General features: G+C 67.1%; 10 protein-coding genes. 4 read left to right on the top strand and 6 right to left on the bottom strand.

Annotated features, from left to right (window positions below; genetic code table 11):
• Positions 1 to 98 precede the first annotated feature (98 nt).
• Positions 99 to 563, top strand: a complete 465-nt coding sequence (locus J2X67_RS15440; RefSeq protein WP_309954166.1) for an Lrp/AsnC family transcriptional regulator — start codon at positions 99 to 101, stop codon at positions 561 to 563.
• Between the two features lie 55 nt (positions 564 to 618).
• On the opposite strand, the gene J2X67_RS15435 is transcribed toward J2X67_RS15440, so the two are convergent.
• Entirely contained in the window at positions 619 to 2,895 is a 2,277-nt protein-coding gene (locus J2X67_RS15435; protein WP_309954165.1) for a PhoX family phosphatase, read from the bottom strand.
• An 88-nt stretch (positions 2,896 to 2,983) separates the two neighbouring features.
• Positions 2,984 to 4,132, bottom strand: coding sequence for an MltA domain-containing protein (locus J2X67_RS15430; RefSeq protein WP_309954164.1), 1,149 nt, complete (start codon positions 4,130 to 4,132; stop codon positions 2,984 to 2,986).
• Between J2X67_RS15430 and J2X67_RS15425 the strand changes: the two genes are divergently transcribed.
• The 3 genes from J2X67_RS15425 (at position 4,131) to J2X67_RS15415 (ending at position 5,840) form a co-directional block, all read left to right on the top strand.
• Entirely contained in the window at positions 4,131 to 4,298 is a 168-nt protein-coding gene (locus J2X67_RS15425) for a hypothetical protein (RefSeq protein WP_309954163.1), read from the top strand. The two genes, J2X67_RS15430 and J2X67_RS15425, sit on opposite strands and share 2 nt — an antisense overlap.
• Before the next feature lie 197 nt (positions 4,299 to 4,495).
• Positions 4,496 to 5,155 (top strand): OmpA family protein, encoded by a 660-nt coding sequence (locus J2X67_RS15420; RefSeq protein ID WP_281148789.1) that lies wholly within the window; start codon positions 4,496 to 4,498, stop codon positions 5,153 to 5,155.
• Positions 5,156 to 5,276: 121 nt separating this feature from the next.
• A complete protein-coding gene (locus J2X67_RS15415; protein WP_281148790.1) occupies positions 5,277 to 5,840 on the top strand; it encodes an OmpA family protein in 564 nt (187 codons plus the stop codon).
• Between the two features lie 4 nt (positions 5,841 to 5,844).
• On the opposite strand, the gene J2X67_RS15410 is transcribed toward J2X67_RS15415, so the two are convergent.
• Genes J2X67_RS15410 through J2X67_RS15395 form a run of 4 tightly spaced genes read right to left on the bottom strand, consistent with a single transcriptional unit; the run spans position 5,845 to position 13,551 of the window.
• Positions 5,845 to 6,471, bottom strand: coding sequence for a response regulator (locus J2X67_RS15410; protein ID WP_309954162.1), 627 nt, complete (start codon positions 6,469 to 6,471; stop codon positions 5,845 to 5,847).
• A gap of 40 nt (positions 6,472 to 6,511) precedes the next feature.
• Positions 6,512 to 8,560 carry an ATP-binding protein gene (locus J2X67_RS15405; protein WP_309954161.1) on the bottom strand — a complete coding sequence of 683 codons (2,049 nt, stop codon included), beginning with the start codon at positions 8,558 to 8,560 and terminating at the stop codon, positions 6,512 to 6,514.
• Entirely contained in the window at positions 8,561 to 9,376 is an 816-nt protein-coding gene (locus J2X67_RS15400; RefSeq protein WP_309954160.1) for a carbon-nitrogen hydrolase family protein, read from the bottom strand. It lies immediately after the preceding gene.
• Entirely contained in the window at positions 9,373 to 13,551 is a 4,179-nt protein-coding gene (locus J2X67_RS15395; RefSeq protein WP_309954159.1) for a YhdP family protein, read from the bottom strand. The genes J2X67_RS15400 and J2X67_RS15395 overlap by 4 nt, the downstream gene beginning before the upstream one ends.
• Positions 13,552 to 13,567: the final 16 nt, after the last annotated feature.

Here is a 13,567-nt window from a genome sequence, read left to right as displayed (position 1 = left end):
CTTTAGGCCGCATCGGCAAGAATTAGCTACGGGCATGACCATACCCATGGCGGCGGTGCAGCATAAAATTTCGCGACTTAATTCTTGGGCGGCATTTCGTGCAACTCGACACCATTGACCTGCGCATTCTCGATGAGCTGCAACGCGACGGCGGCCTGTCGAACGTGGAGCTTGCGCGCCGCGTCCAGCTGTCACCCTCGCCTTGCCTCGCCCGCGTGAAGGCGCTCGAAACGAGCGGCGTGATCGACCGCTATGTAGCACTCGCAAATGCGAAGGCGCTGGGCCTGGGGCTCAACGTGTTCATCTCGATCAGCCTCACCACGCAAAGCAAGCAGTCGCTCGCCGACTTCGAGCAGCGCATTGCCGAGCACGACGAGGTGATGGAGTGCTACCTGATGACGGGCGACAGCGACTACCTGATCCGCATCGCAGTGGCGGACATGGCGGCACTGGAGAAGTTCATCCTGGAACAGCTCACGCCGATTCCAGGCATCGAAAAAATCCGCTCGAGCTTTGCGCTCAAGCAGGTGCGCTACAAGACGGCGCTGCCGTTGCCCCGCTAGATCGCACAGCTGCCCCGGGTTGCGCGCAACCCGGGGTAGCAATCAACGCAACCGATCAGAGGCCGATCAGGCCGCCGTCGTCCTTGGTGATGACGACCGTGGCCGAGCGCGGGCGGGCCGTGCCGCCTTCCGGCCAGTGGCTTCCGAACTTGGTCGGATCGCTGATGCTTGCGGCAGCGGTGGTTTCACCCGGGTGCTGAATGTTGACGAACAGCGCGCGGCCGTCGCCCGATTCGGCAATGCCGGTAATTTCGCAGTCCTTCGGGCCAACCAGGAAACGGCGCAGGCCGTCGGTGCCGGGTGCCTTGCCGACGAAGGTTGCCTGCGTGCGGGTTGTGGCGCCGTCGACGTTGGTGATCGTCTTCGCGCCGCCGTCGCCAAGCTGGCCCGGGAGCGCGGCCAACAGCATGCAGTTGGTCACGTCGGTGTATGCGCCGTCGTCCGTCTCCAGCCAGAGCAGGCCGGCGGAGGCGTGGCTGAACCACATGCCGTCGGGGCTGGAGAAGTCGTTGTCGGCGCTCAGCTGCGACACATTGATGTCCGCCGAGGCCGTGGAGCGCGCGCCGAACAGATAGACGTCCCACTTGAAGGTGAGCGCGGCGGGGTTGGCGCCGTCGTCCGCAAAGCGCACGATGTGGCCGTTCGGGTTGCCAGTTTGCGCGGTGGCCGATGCGCCCTTGGGATCGTTGTAGAAACGCGGGTTCGCGCCGTCGGTGGCGGTGATCGGACGCGAGGCAGCGTTGGTGTTGGTAAGCGTGACGTACACGTCGCCGGTCTTCGGATTGACGGCGGTCCACTCCGGCCGGTCCATCTTGGTGGCGCCGGCCACATCGGCCGCGAGGCGAACGTTGACCACGACATCGGCCGCATCGGCAAAGGCGTAGGTCGCGTTGCCGGAGGTGATGCCGTTCACGCCGAGCGACAGCTCCAGCCAGTTGCCCGTGCCGTCGGCATTGAAGCGCGCGACGTAGAGCTTGCCGTCGTCCATGTACTTGTCGCCGGCCGCAATGCCGCCGCCAATGTCGGCCGCGTCCCAGGCCTTGGTCGAGACGAACTTGTAGATGTACTCGTTGCGCGAGTCGTCACCCATGTACCAGACCAGCGGCTTGCCGACCACGACCGGGCCGAGGCAGGCGCCTTCGTGGCCGAAGCGGCCGAGTGCGGTGCGCTTCTTGGGGATGCTGGCGGGGTTGAAGGGGTCGATCTCGACCACCCAGCCGTAGGTGTTGGCGCCGTTGCGGAAGTCGTCGGTGGCGGTGGCGCCGGTGACCTGGGTGTTCCAGCGGCCATAGATGTTGTCGGCCGTGTCGGGCGTGACGGTGGCCCACAGTTCACGGCCGGTGCTCGAAACACCGTAGCGGTTGAACGAAGTGATTTCCTTGGCGGTGCGGCTGGGGTTGTCGGTAGCTGCAATGCGGCGGAAGTAGCCAGCCCAGTTCTCTTCGCAGGTGAGATACGTGCCCCACGGCGTGGTGCCATTGGCGCAGTTGTTGAGCGTGCCGCGGGTCTTGCTGCCGTCGGTCGAATACTTGGTCTTCAGGTAATCGGTCTTGGCGGCTGGGCCCGAGAACGCCATTTCGGTGAGGGTGTGCACGCGGCGGTTGAAGCTCGAATCCTGCTTGTAGCTCCAGGCGTTGCCGCTCTTGTTGACCTCGATCACGCTCACGCCGTGCAGGTAGAACTCGCGCAGCACTTCATCGGCCACGGTGCGAACCGCGGCATTGCCCGTGCCGGTGATGGTCTGGCCAGCGGGGTGCAAGAACAGCGGCGTGATGGCTTCGTGGTTCATCACGAGCAGGCCGCGAGCGGCGTTGGCCGCGTCCCACTTGTTCGAGGCGTTCATGCCGAAGAAGGTCATGCCGTCGTGATGGTCGCCCGCACGCCGGTCGTAGGTGGCCGGATCGTCGGTACCGTCATTCTTGTAGGCGGCCACGCCCGCGGCGATCGGGTCGCCCAGGCGGTAGAGCACGCTGGCGGTGTAGCCGGCAGGCACGCTCACCACGTCGTCCAGGCTCTTGGCCACGGCATTGAAGTTGAGCTTGAGAGGTGCAGGCGCCGGTGCCGGCGGAGCGGGTGCTGGCGGCGGCGGTGCCGGAGGTGCGGGAGCCGGTGCCGGGGGCAGCACGGGAAAGCCGATGCCCCCGCCGCCACCACCGCCGCCACCGCATGCCTGCAGCAACGCGGTGCCGGCCGTGCCGACGCCCAGGCCGAAGAGATGGCGGCGGCTCAGGCGCGACGCGATCAGGTCGGTGAAAGAGGGATTCGAGGTGGGGTTGGTGCCGATGTCGTCGAGATCGATCGAAGGATCGTCGCTGCGGGAATTTGCGGTCATGCGCAATATCTTTCGTGGGTTGAACAAGAAATCAACCCGCGAAGGTAGTCAGTTCGCATGACACGAGCGTGAAACGCTCAGCCTCCGGTCAGGGGGCTGGCATTTGCCTCGGCCACAAGGCCCACAGGCGCAGGGGCTGGTTCATGCTCGCAGCCAGCCGGCCGGCGTCCGCACCGGTGCCGGCAAAGTAGTCGGCACGCACCGCACCGACGATGGCACTGCCGGTGTCTTGCGCAACCACCAGCTTCTGCAACTGCGCGGCCGGCCCGCTCGATGCAAGCCAGACCGGTGTGCCATACGGAATGCTCTCGCGATCGACCGCAATGGAGCGGCCCGCTGTGAGCGGCACGCCTTGCGCACCGCGCGGACCGAAAGCCGCATCGACCTCGCTCATCGTCTCTTCGCGAAAGAACACGTAGCGCGGGTTGCTCCACAGCAATTGCGGCACGCGCTGCGGGTTCTGCGCGGCCCACGCCTTGGTGTCGTCGGGCCACTTGCCAACCTTGGAAACGCCCTGCGAAACGAGCCATTGCTGCACGCTCTTGTAGGGCTGCTCGTTGGTGGCCGAGAACGCCACGCGCACGGTGCGCTGCACGCCGTTGGATTCGGTGACGCGAAGACGCCCCGAGCCCTGGATGTGCAGCATGAGCGCGTCGATGGGGTCGGCCATCCATGCGATCTCGCGGCCGCGCAATGCCGCCTGCGCTTCGGGCAGCGTTTCGATTTCTTGCCGGGTGTACCAGGGGCGGCGCGGCACCAGCCCCTCCGGCGCCTGGTAGATCGGAACGTTGAAGGTGGCGGTGGGCACGCGCGAGGCGTCGTACACGGGCTCGTAGTAGCTCGTGAGCTTGCCCTCGCTCGCCCCCGCGAGCGACTCGACACGGTACGGCTGCAGCCTGTCGGTCATCCACTGGCGCTGCTCTTCGGGCGTGGCAATGGCCAGCTGGCGCACGTCGCGGCACAGCGGCGCAAAGGCAGCATTGGGTCGCGCGCAATTGGCAAGCAACGCAATCCAGGCCTCGTGCAGCGGATCGTCGCCAAAGCCCGGAAGCTCCGACCAGCCGACGGGTACCCACCGGCTCTTGGGATGCGTGAGCGAGCCTGTCAGGGGGCCGAGGTCACGCGGCGGGGTAACGATGGGGCGTGCCGGGGTTTCCGGCGCGCGGGGGCTGAAGGAGCAGCCCGCCATCGTTGCTACGATCGCGAGCCCTACCAGCCACTGGAGTCCATTTCTCATGGGTTTGATTTTGCTTGAAGCCCTCGGGGCCGGGCTCGTGCTCATATTGATCGTCTGGTGGACCATGTTTTCGGGCCGGAACAAGGGTGAGCTGCACGAAGAAGAAGAAGAAGAGACTGCGGATGACAACGAGTCGTCCAGGCCAACACGCCCTCCCGAAGCGTGAATTTCTCGCGTAGCCGCAAGCCGCAGGGAAATGTCGGAGAAGAACCCGTCAGCTATTACTTTAGTAGCAATTATCCTAGCATTCATCGGACCTGGCGAAAGGTTTTCCTGTTTTCGGCGGATCGTTAAGGCCGTACCATCGCATGCTTGCCGAAGCTAAGCTGTGGCCCGCCTGATTCATCCTTGAAAGGGAAAGCCATGAAAAAATTCGTTCTCGCCACCACCGCCGCCGCACTCGTCCTGTCCGGATGTGCCGGCGGCATGACCGACACCCAGCGCAACACCGGCATTGGTGCCGGCATCGGCGCACTGGGCGGTGCGGCCATCGGCTCCGCGACCGGCGGCAACCGCGGTGCAATCGGCACCGGCGCCGTGGTGGGCGCCGCAGCGGGCGCGCTCGGCGGCTACCTGTGGTCGCAGCGCATGGAAAACCAGAAGCGCCAGATGGAAGCGGCAACGCAAGGCACCGGCGTGGCCGTAACCCAAACGCAGAACAACGAACTGAAGCTGCAGATTCCGAGCGACGTGTCGTTCGACGTAGGCCGCTCCAACATCAAGTCGAACTTCGCGCCCGTGCTCGACCAGTTTGCGAGCGGCTTGCGCAACAACCCGAACGCCGAGGTGCGCATCATCGGCCACACCGACAGTACCGGCTCGGACGCCATCAACAACCCGCTGTCGGTCGACCGTGCCGCAAGCACGCGCGACTACCTCGTGGCACGCGGCGTGAGCGCCGCCGCCTTCCGCATCGAAGGCCGCGGCTCGCACGAACCGATTGCCGACAACAACAGCGACGCAGGCCGCGCGCAGAACCGCCGCGTCGAAATTTATGTGGGCGAGCGTGCGCCGCGCGGCTGACCAGCCCGGCAGACAAAAGATAAGTAAAACCAGATAAGAAGAAAAAGCCGGCCGGGCGGGAGCGGCCGGTATCCGTCGTATCCGTCGTTATCGTTTCAATGTCAATCCAGAGGGAAAACTCATGAGGAAGTTTGTTGTCTTGGGTGCGGCTGCGGCCGCATTGTTCGTTGCGGGCTGCGCCTCGCAATCGCCTGCGCCGGGGGCTTCAGCCGCACCGGACGCACAGTCGGCCGCGCCATCCAACAATTGGACAGCGCGCCTGGCATCGCTCAAGACCGAGTTGGAAAATTCCACCAAGGGCACGGGCGTGGTGATCGAGCAGACCACGGACAACCAGCTGCACCTCGTGGTTCCCAACGAACTCTCGTTCGACGTGGGCCGCTCCAACGTGAAGCGCAACCTCGCCCAGGTGCTCGACAAGGTCGCCGAAGGCCTGCGCAGCGCCACGGCGGCCAGCGTGCGCGTGGTGGGCCACACCGACAACACCGGCAGCGAAGAAGGCAACGAGCGCCTCTCGGTGAGCCGCGCCGACAGCGTGCGCAACCACCTGGTGGCCCGCGGCGTCTCGACCACCGCCATCACCACCGACGGCCGCGGCTCGCGCGAGCCCCTGGCCGACAACGGCACGCCTGCCGGCCGTGCGCAGAACCGCCGCGTCGAGATCTTCGTCGCGGAAAAGTCCTGATCTCCTAGAGATCTCTCAGGCGGTTGGCCAGCTCGACCGCCGATTTCACATCCATCTTCTCGAACACGCGCGCGCGGTGGACCTCCACCGTGCGCACGCTGATGGCCAGCTGATCGGCAATCAGCTTGTTCGGGAGGCCCTCGACCACGAGCCGCATCACGTCGCGCTCGCGTTCGGTCAGCTCTGCAATGCGGTCGGCCAGGCTGCGCCGCACGCGCTGCACTTCGAGCGCCCGGAGCGAGGCGCCCAGCGCCTGCTCGATGCGGTCGACCAGCGCGTTGTCGGAGAACGGCTTTTCGCAAAAATCGAAAGCGCCGCGCTTGACCGCGTCCACCGCGGTGGGCACGTCTGCGTGGCCGGTAAGAAAGATGACGGGCATGGCGTCGAGCAGGCCGCGCTCGGCAAGCCGGTCGAACAGCACAAGCCCGCTGGTGCCGGGCATGCGCACATCCAGCAGCAGGCAAAGCGGCTGCTCGGGCAGCGGCCCTTCGGCCAGGCGCTGCTCGAAGGCGTCGGCGCTTGCAAAGTGCTCGCTCTCGAGGCGGCGCGAACGAAGCAGCCAGGCCAGTGCCTCGCGCACGCTGGCGTCGTCGTCCACGATGAAGATGAGGCCGTCGATCAGCGGTTGCATATCAGTAGTTTTCAAGTGTCGCCGCGGCAACCGGAAAGGGTCATGCCGCCGGCAGGGTAAAGCGGAACACGGTGCCCCGTGGCCGGTTGGGCTCGAACATCAGCACGCCGCCGTGCTGCTCCACCACGGTGCGGCACAGGCTGAGGCCAAGCCCCATGCCGTCGGCGCGCGTGGTGAAGAACGGCGTGAAAAGGCGGCTTGCCACCTCTTCGCTGATGCCGCTGCCAAGGTCGGCAACCGAAAATTCGAGCCAGCGGCGCGCGTCTTCGGTGCCGGTGCCGCCCACCGCAACGGCACGCGCCACGCGCAGCCGCAACACCCGTTCTGCGGCATTGTCCGGCGTATCCATGGCCTGCATTGCATTGCGCGCCAGGTTGAGCAGCACCTGCTCGACGAGCGTGCGGTCGCACATGGCCTGGGGCAGGCGGTCTTCCAGCAGCACCTCGATGATCACGCCGAGCTTGCGCGCCTGCAGCCGCACCAGCGGCAGCACCGCGTCGATCAGCGCCTGCGGGGCCACGGCTTCGCGCGTGCGGTCGCGCCGGCGCACGAAGTCGTGCACGCTCCGAATCACCTGGCCCGCGCGATCGGCCTGCTCGGCAATGCGCCGCACGGCCATGGCCACTTCGGCCTGCTCGCCCTTTGCATTGGGGCCGAGCATGTTGAGCGAACCCGTGGCGTAGCTGGCAATGGCGGCCAGCGGCTGGGTGAGTTCGTGGCTCAGGAGCGAGGCCATCTCGCCCACGGTGGCAAGACGTGCGCTGGCTTGCAGGCGCTCCTGGCTGGCGCGCGAGAGCTCTTCGATGCGGCGCTGCTCGCTGATGTCGATGAAGGCGCTCATCCAACCGGTTTGCACGCGCTGCGCGTTGATGAGCGGGGCCTCGAAGATGAGCACCGGAAAGCGCGTGCCGTCCTTGCGCATGAAGACGGACTCGAATCCTTCGCGCGGCGGCATGCCGCCGGCAAGGCGCCTGGTTTGCCGCTGGTGGTATTCATGCGCGAGCTCGGTGGGCCAATAGGGCACCTCGGCCGAGTCGCCGCTGCGGCTCATCAGCTCTTCAGGGCTGAAGCCGACCATTTCGCAGAACGCCGGGTTGACGTAGGTAATGCGCCCCTGCAGGTCTCGCGCGCGCAGCCCGGTAATGACAGAGTCTTCCATCGCCTTTCTAAAGGCGAGCGCATCGGCCAGGTCGCGCTCGGCGCGCAGGCGGCGGCGCGTGTCGCGCGCCAGCAGCACCAGCACCGACACCAGCGCAATCGAAATGCCGGTAACCAGCGCCGTGAGCACGTTGGGAAAGAGGTCGGGCGCTGCGCGCCAGCCGTCCACGCGCAGCATCAGCGCGGCGCCGGGCAAATCGATGAGCTGCTGCGAAGTGAAGACGCGCGTGCCGGTGCGGCGAGAGGTGCCGAGCGCCACAAGCCGCGTGCCGTCGGTTTCGGTAAACGCTACTTCCTGCCCGCGCGTGAGCGTGGGGCCGACGAGTTCGATGAGCGTGTCGCGCAGCGAATAGCTCGCCACCAGGAAACCGCCCGCGTCGATGGGCACGCAAAGCTCCATCACCTCGACGCCGCCTCCGCCGAGCACCGGCACGAAGTGGCTGGGCGAATAGGCGGGCGCGCCGAGCTTGCGCGCCGCGGTGCAGGCCAGCGCCACGTCGGGTTGGTCTGCACCGCGGCTCTCCTCCGCGATGAGGCGCATGCGGAACGGCGTGTTGGCCGCTTCGAGCGGTCGCAGCGCGGCGTCGCGCCATTCAAGGCGAAGCCACTCGCGATGCTCCCTCAGCAGGGTGGCCGCGGCTTCAGGCCAATGCGTGCGGTCCAGGCCCGAAGCCTGCGTGGCGCGCAGGCTCTGCGCATTGCGCTGCAAGCCGATGCGAAGATCTGAAACGGCATCGGCGGTGTCGCGGTCGAGCGCCGCCTGCACCTGCTCGACCTCGTGCCGCCCCGCAAGCCACACAACGGTGATCAGCAACACGGACACCAGCACGGCAAGAATCAGCCACAGGAACCAGCGCTTCCATAGCGAGCGCAGGCGCGCAAACGCCAACAGCGCCCACCGTGGCGATGCGGCGGTCAGCACTTCCTGCATCTAGAGAACGCAGTGCGAAAGAACCGGCAGCTGCGCGCGCATGCGCCCTGTTTGCCCGGCATCGATGTCGAACAGCACCACGCCCTCTTCGCGGGCCTGCTGTGCAACCACAGTGCCCCACGGATCGACCACCATCGACTGGCCCCACGTATGGCGGCCGTTTTCGTGCGTGCCGCCCTGCGCGGGTGCGACGACCCATGCAAGGTTTTCGATGGCGCGTGCGCGCAGCAGCACCTCCCAGTGCGCGGCGCCGGTGGTGCGGGTGAAGGCACTGGGCACCAGCAGCAGGTCGGCGCCCTGTTTGGCAAGCGCGCGGTACAGCTCTGGAAAGCGCAGGTCGTAGCAAACGCTCATGCCAACACGCCAGCGGTGCCCGTCGCGCGAGGGCAGCTCGAACACCACGGGGGCGGAGCCCGGCGCGATGACTCGGCGCTCGTCGTAGCGCTCGGTGCCGTTGTCGAAATAGAACAGGTGGATCTTGTCGTAGCGCGCCACGCATTGGCCGTCGGGCGAATAGCACAGCGAGCTGTTGAACACGTGCTCGGCATCGCCACTCTCGATGGGCAGCGTGCCGCCCACGATCCACAGCCCGAACTCGCGCGCCGCATCGGCAAGAAAACCCTGCACAGTGCCGGCACCGGCGGTTTCGCGCAGGCCCAGCTTGTCGGTGTCGCGGGCGCCCATCATGCAGAAATACTCGGGCAACACCGCCAGTTCGGCGCCCGCGGCGGCGGCCTGCGCGAGCAGGTCGTGCGCACGTGCGAGGTTGGCTTCGCGGGCGATGGCCGACACCATCTGGATGGCTGCGACTTTCATTGCGTGTTCTCCGTTTTCCGGCCTTCGGCGGCCGCCGGGGCCGCGGGAAGATTCAAGGGATTCGGCAGGATGGATCGCGGCACCTTGGCTATTTTGGGGTCGGCCCAGGTGCCTTCGATATGAAACTCCTGCGTGGCGGCCGCCGCGAGCGGCTTGCTGAGCACCCATTGCGCAAGGAAGGTGCCCAGGCCGATGGCCGGGTTGATGGCGGTGGCCACCAGCGCGGCGGTACCTGCGTTGATTTCTGGCACCACCACCACGCGCAGGTCCTGGGTTTCGCGCACGATGTCGGCGGAGCCGTCCATGAGTGCGGCGGCATTGACGCCCTTCATCTGCAGGTTGTTGGTGCTCGCAATGCCGTTCGTGATCTTCGCGTCGCCGCGGATGAAGTCGAACGCAAAGCCCTGGCTGAACACGTCGCGGAAGTCGAGCGTAAGCCGGCGCGGCAACGCCTGCAGGCTCAGCACGCCAAGCAGCTTTGCAAGGCCCGGATCGGCCTTCAGAAACTGGCCCGACCCGACGTTGATCTGCAGTTGTCCGCCCAGGCTGGGGTAGTCGAGCGAGAAGGGCGAGCCGCGCCAGTTGACGTCGCCCTCGAGCCGCCCGCTGCCGCGCCGCAGCACGCCGGGCATGCCGAAGCGCGCGAGCAGGTCGCCGACATCGGCAATATCGAGCCTGAAAGTCATCGCCGTGCGGCGCTGCTCGGCGCGCCCCGCCCTGCCACCGGGCACGGCAGCCCAGGTGCCCTTGGCCGCAAAGCTCGCCTCGGGCATGGTGAAGCTCAATTTGTTGAGCAGCCATTCGCGGCCCGCACCGCCGCGGTTGACGGCATCGATTTCGGCGCGGCCGAGCCGCTTGCCCAGCAACTCGAAGTCGTCGATGACGATATCGAGCGCGGGCAGCGTGCCGGGTTGTTCGTCGAGCAGCGTTTCGACCTGCGATGCCTCGGCCGGCGCAATCTTGAGCCGCGCGAGCCGCGCATGGAGGCGCCCGGCCTGCGAGTGGCTGTACTCGGCGTAGCCGCTGAGCTCGGTGGCGTCGATGTTGGCGCGCCAGAGCGAGCCGTCGCGCGTGCCGCCGAGCACCACGTTGTGCAGCGTGCGGCCCCCAATGCCGAGCTCTTGCGCGCGTACGGCAATGCGCGTGGGAAGGTAGCCCATGGCCGCGTCTTCGGGCCGCTCGGCTGCGCCCGCCTCGCCTGTGCCGGCACTCGGGGCGGCATCGCCGACCAGGGCTTTCCAGGCGGGCATGTCGAGCTTGGTGACGTTCACATTGGCCTGCACGCCTTTGTCGGGCAAGCTGGCGGTTTCGCCCGCAGCCAGGCCGATGCCGATGCTTCCGCGCAGCACCCGCGCCTCGGCGCCGGAAATGTCGCGCACATATTGAGCGCTGCCAATGCGGCCCAGCTCCATCGAAAGCTGGTCTTGCACCGCAATGGCGGCACCCGCACGGGTCTCGCGCTGCAGCACTTTCTTTTCGATTCGAAGCGGCATCTGTTCGTCCGCCGTCTTCACAAGGGGCGCGGGCAACTGCAGCGCGAGCCCCTGCAGGGTGCTGGTCAGCAAGAACTCCGGCGCGCCATCGCGCATCGAAAACGTGGCCGCATACGGCGTGCTGCCGGTCGCCTTGGCCGCGATGCGCGTCAGCCACTCGGCTTCGCGCGCGCTGCGCAGGCCTTCGGCTGTTGCGGTGCCTTGCGCCTTCAGTGCCACCTCGCGGCTAGGGCCGGCAAAGCGGCCACGGCCTTCGATGCGCACATCCCCGCCGAGCAGCCTGGCATTGACGCCGGTCAGCGAAAACCCGGTTTCGGTAAAACCGACGACGCCCTTCGCATGGGTGAATGACGGCGCTTCGGGCACCAGCTGCAGCTCGTTGTCGGAAAGCGCGATGCTGGCCTGGACCTTGGCGGTGTCCATCGCCTCGAGCGGCAGCTCCAGATGCAGCCGGTACTCGGCCGAACCGGTGGCGCGCGCGCGGGACAGCACTTCGCCGGTTTCGCCAGCCAGCGGCGCACCCACGCGCAGCAGTTCGCCAAGCGGGCCCTTCGCCTGGGCATCGACACGCAGCAGCGAGGCGTGGTGCGACATGTCGGCAATCTGGGCCTCTGCCTTGGTTACCTCGATGCCGCTGGCGCCCACGAGCCGGCCGCGCGCATTGCGCACCAGCATGCCGGCACGCTCGAAAACCAGTTCGCCCGAAACGCCGGTGAGAGCGGGCCAGACCGGCGCTGGCGCGCCGGGGCGGGCCGAGGCCGCAGCCTTGGAAGCCGTGGCCGCGGCAGTGGCCGAAGCCGGCGGCACATAGGCGTAGGTAACGTCGGCCACTTTGGCCGCAATGCGGAACTCGCCCTTTTTCGGGTCCATGAACGGCATGTCGTGCAGGTCGCCGCGCACGCGAAAGTCGACGCTGCTGGCCGTGCCCTTGGTGACCGATTGGCGCACGTAGTCGCGCGTGTGCTGGGGAATTTCGAGCGGCAGGTAGCGGAACACGCGCGTGCCATCGGCGCGGGTCAGCTTGCCTTGCAGGTCGAGCACGCCGGGGTAGAGCGCCTGGCCGCTGGACACGGCGGGATCGCTGGTGCGCCAGCTGGCCTCGGCCTCGCCCTCGGCGTCGGCATTGGCGAAACGTGCCTTGGAAACCTGCAATTGGGCATGGCCCTTGTCGAGCTTCCATTGGAGCTGGGCCGCCAGCCGGTCGATGGGAATGGTCGGCTCCTCGAACACGCCCGGAAATTCGAGCGTGCCCTGCGCAATCGACAGCGCGGCATTTCCGCCCGTGTGGGTGGCGTCGAACTCGATGGTGGCGCCGCTCAGGCCGGGGGAGCCGGCGTGCGGGCGGTGAGCGGCGGGGGTGCCGGCTTTTGGAGCGGCGGCAATCTCGGGCGGGGCGGGTTGCGATGCGACCCGCAGGCCGCTGACTCGCCCCTTGGCCTGGTAGCGCTCGGGCGCGCCCAGCGAACCTTGCCAGTTCAGGTCGATGCGCTCGACCAGCCCGCGCGGGGCATAGGCATCGAGCACGCGGTGCGTGGCGTCGCCCAGCGGCAGGCGGTCGGCAATCAGGGCGAGCGCCGCCAGGTCGAGCCGGTCGGCACGCAATGCGCCGTGCTCCGGCGTGCGGCCACGTGCGGGCGAATGCTGCATCCACAGGTTGCCGCCGGGCCAGCGCATACCGTCGGCCGTGTCGAACTGCAGGGCGGTGGTCGAGAACTCGAAGTTCTCTTCGTTCAACTGGCCGGCAAGGCGGCCGGTGACCGAGCGCAGCACCAACGGCTGCAGTCCACGGCCGAGCGAGGCATCGATGCGGTTGAGCCCGAGGTCGGCCGCGCCGCCCACGATCTGCCCGTCCTTCACATCGGCCCAGACGCGCAGCGCACCGCTGCCTTCGCGAATGCGCGCGTCGAGCGAAACGTATCGGCCAAGGCGGGTCACGTCCATGTAGGGCAGGTCGGCGTAGATCTGGCCGTCCCACGTCTGCCACCGCCCCGAGCGCACCGACAGCAGCGGCTGGCGGAACTGGCCACGCAGGGTGAAGCGGTCGCCCCAACCGGCCGGCGGGGTGGCATCGAGCCGCAGGCCGTGCCGGCGACCGCCGTTGCGCGCCACAAAGCGCACATCGGTCAGCAGCAGGGGTTCGGCCTGGCGCTGCTCGTCGGTCCAGCGGACGGTGCCGCCTTCGACCACCAGTTCGCGCTGGGCGAAAAACCAGTCGGCGGCGCGGGTCTCTCCGGTGGTGTCGTTGGACATGTGCAGGCCCGCCACGTGCAGCTTGCCGAGCACATCGCGGCGCACGTCGACTTGGGGCCCCTCGATATACAGCTGCTCGAAGTTGAGGCGCCATAGCGAGCGCGGCGACACGCTGGCCACCACCCGTACAAGCCGCAGGGCCTCGCGCTGGCTGGCATCATGCAGCACCACGTCGCGCAACTCGAAAACGGGAAACAGACTATCGGAACGGGCGGTGATCGACCCGATGCGAACAGGTACCCCGATGGCTTTGCTGGCTTGTGCCTCCAGGGCGCCACGGTAGTCGCCGATTCGCGGCACAATCCACGCGTGTAGGACAACCACTGACAGTGCAAGCAAAAGCCATGCAGCGATCAGTAAACCCAACAGCCAGCGCGCCGTCGCAGCGGTGATCTTGAGCAGACGTGAAGGGGGAGACGCCGTGTCGTTCATTGAGGATCGCGCTGTG

Source organism: Variovorax sp. 3319, from assembly GCF_031456585.1.
GTDB lineage: Bacteria > Pseudomonadota > Gammaproteobacteria > Burkholderiales > Burkholderiaceae_C > Variovorax > Variovorax paradoxus_P.
The sequence above is the reverse complement of the archived record's forward strand: the minus strand, read 5'-3'. Positions and strand labels throughout refer to the sequence as shown.

Coding starts and splice junctions, on each gene's coding strand:
- J2X67_RS15435 (WP_309954165.1), bottom strand. CDS start 2,895: ATGACCGCAAATTCCCGCAGCGACGATCCTTCGATCGATCTCGACGAC.
- J2X67_RS15425 (WP_309954163.1), top strand. CDS start 4,131: ATGGGTTTGATTTTGCTTGAAGCCCTCGGGGCCGGGCTCGTGCTCATA.
- J2X67_RS15430 (WP_309954164.1), bottom strand. CDS start 4,132: ATGAGAAATGGACTCCAGTGGCTGGTAGGGCTCGCGATCGTAGCAACG.
- J2X67_RS15420 (WP_281148789.1), top strand. CDS start 4,496: ATGAAAAAATTCGTTCTCGCCACCACCGCCGCCGCACTCGTCCTGTCC.
- J2X67_RS15415 (WP_281148790.1), top strand. CDS start 5,277: ATGAGGAAGTTTGTTGTCTTGGGTGCGGCTGCGGCCGCATTGTTCGTT.
- J2X67_RS15410 (WP_309954162.1), bottom strand. CDS start 6,471: ATGCAACCGCTGATCGACGGCCTCATCTTCATCGTGGACGACGACGCC.
- J2X67_RS15405 (WP_309954161.1), bottom strand. CDS start 8,560: ATGCAGGAAGTGCTGACCGCCGCATCGCCACGGTGGGCGCTGTTGGCG.
- J2X67_RS15400 (WP_309954160.1), bottom strand. CDS start 9,376: ATGAAAGTCGCAGCCATCCAGATGGTGTCGGCCATCGCCCGCGAAGCC.
- J2X67_RS15395 (WP_309954159.1), bottom strand. CDS start 13,551: ATGAACGACACGGCGTCTCCCCCTTCACGTCTGCTCAAGATCACCGCT.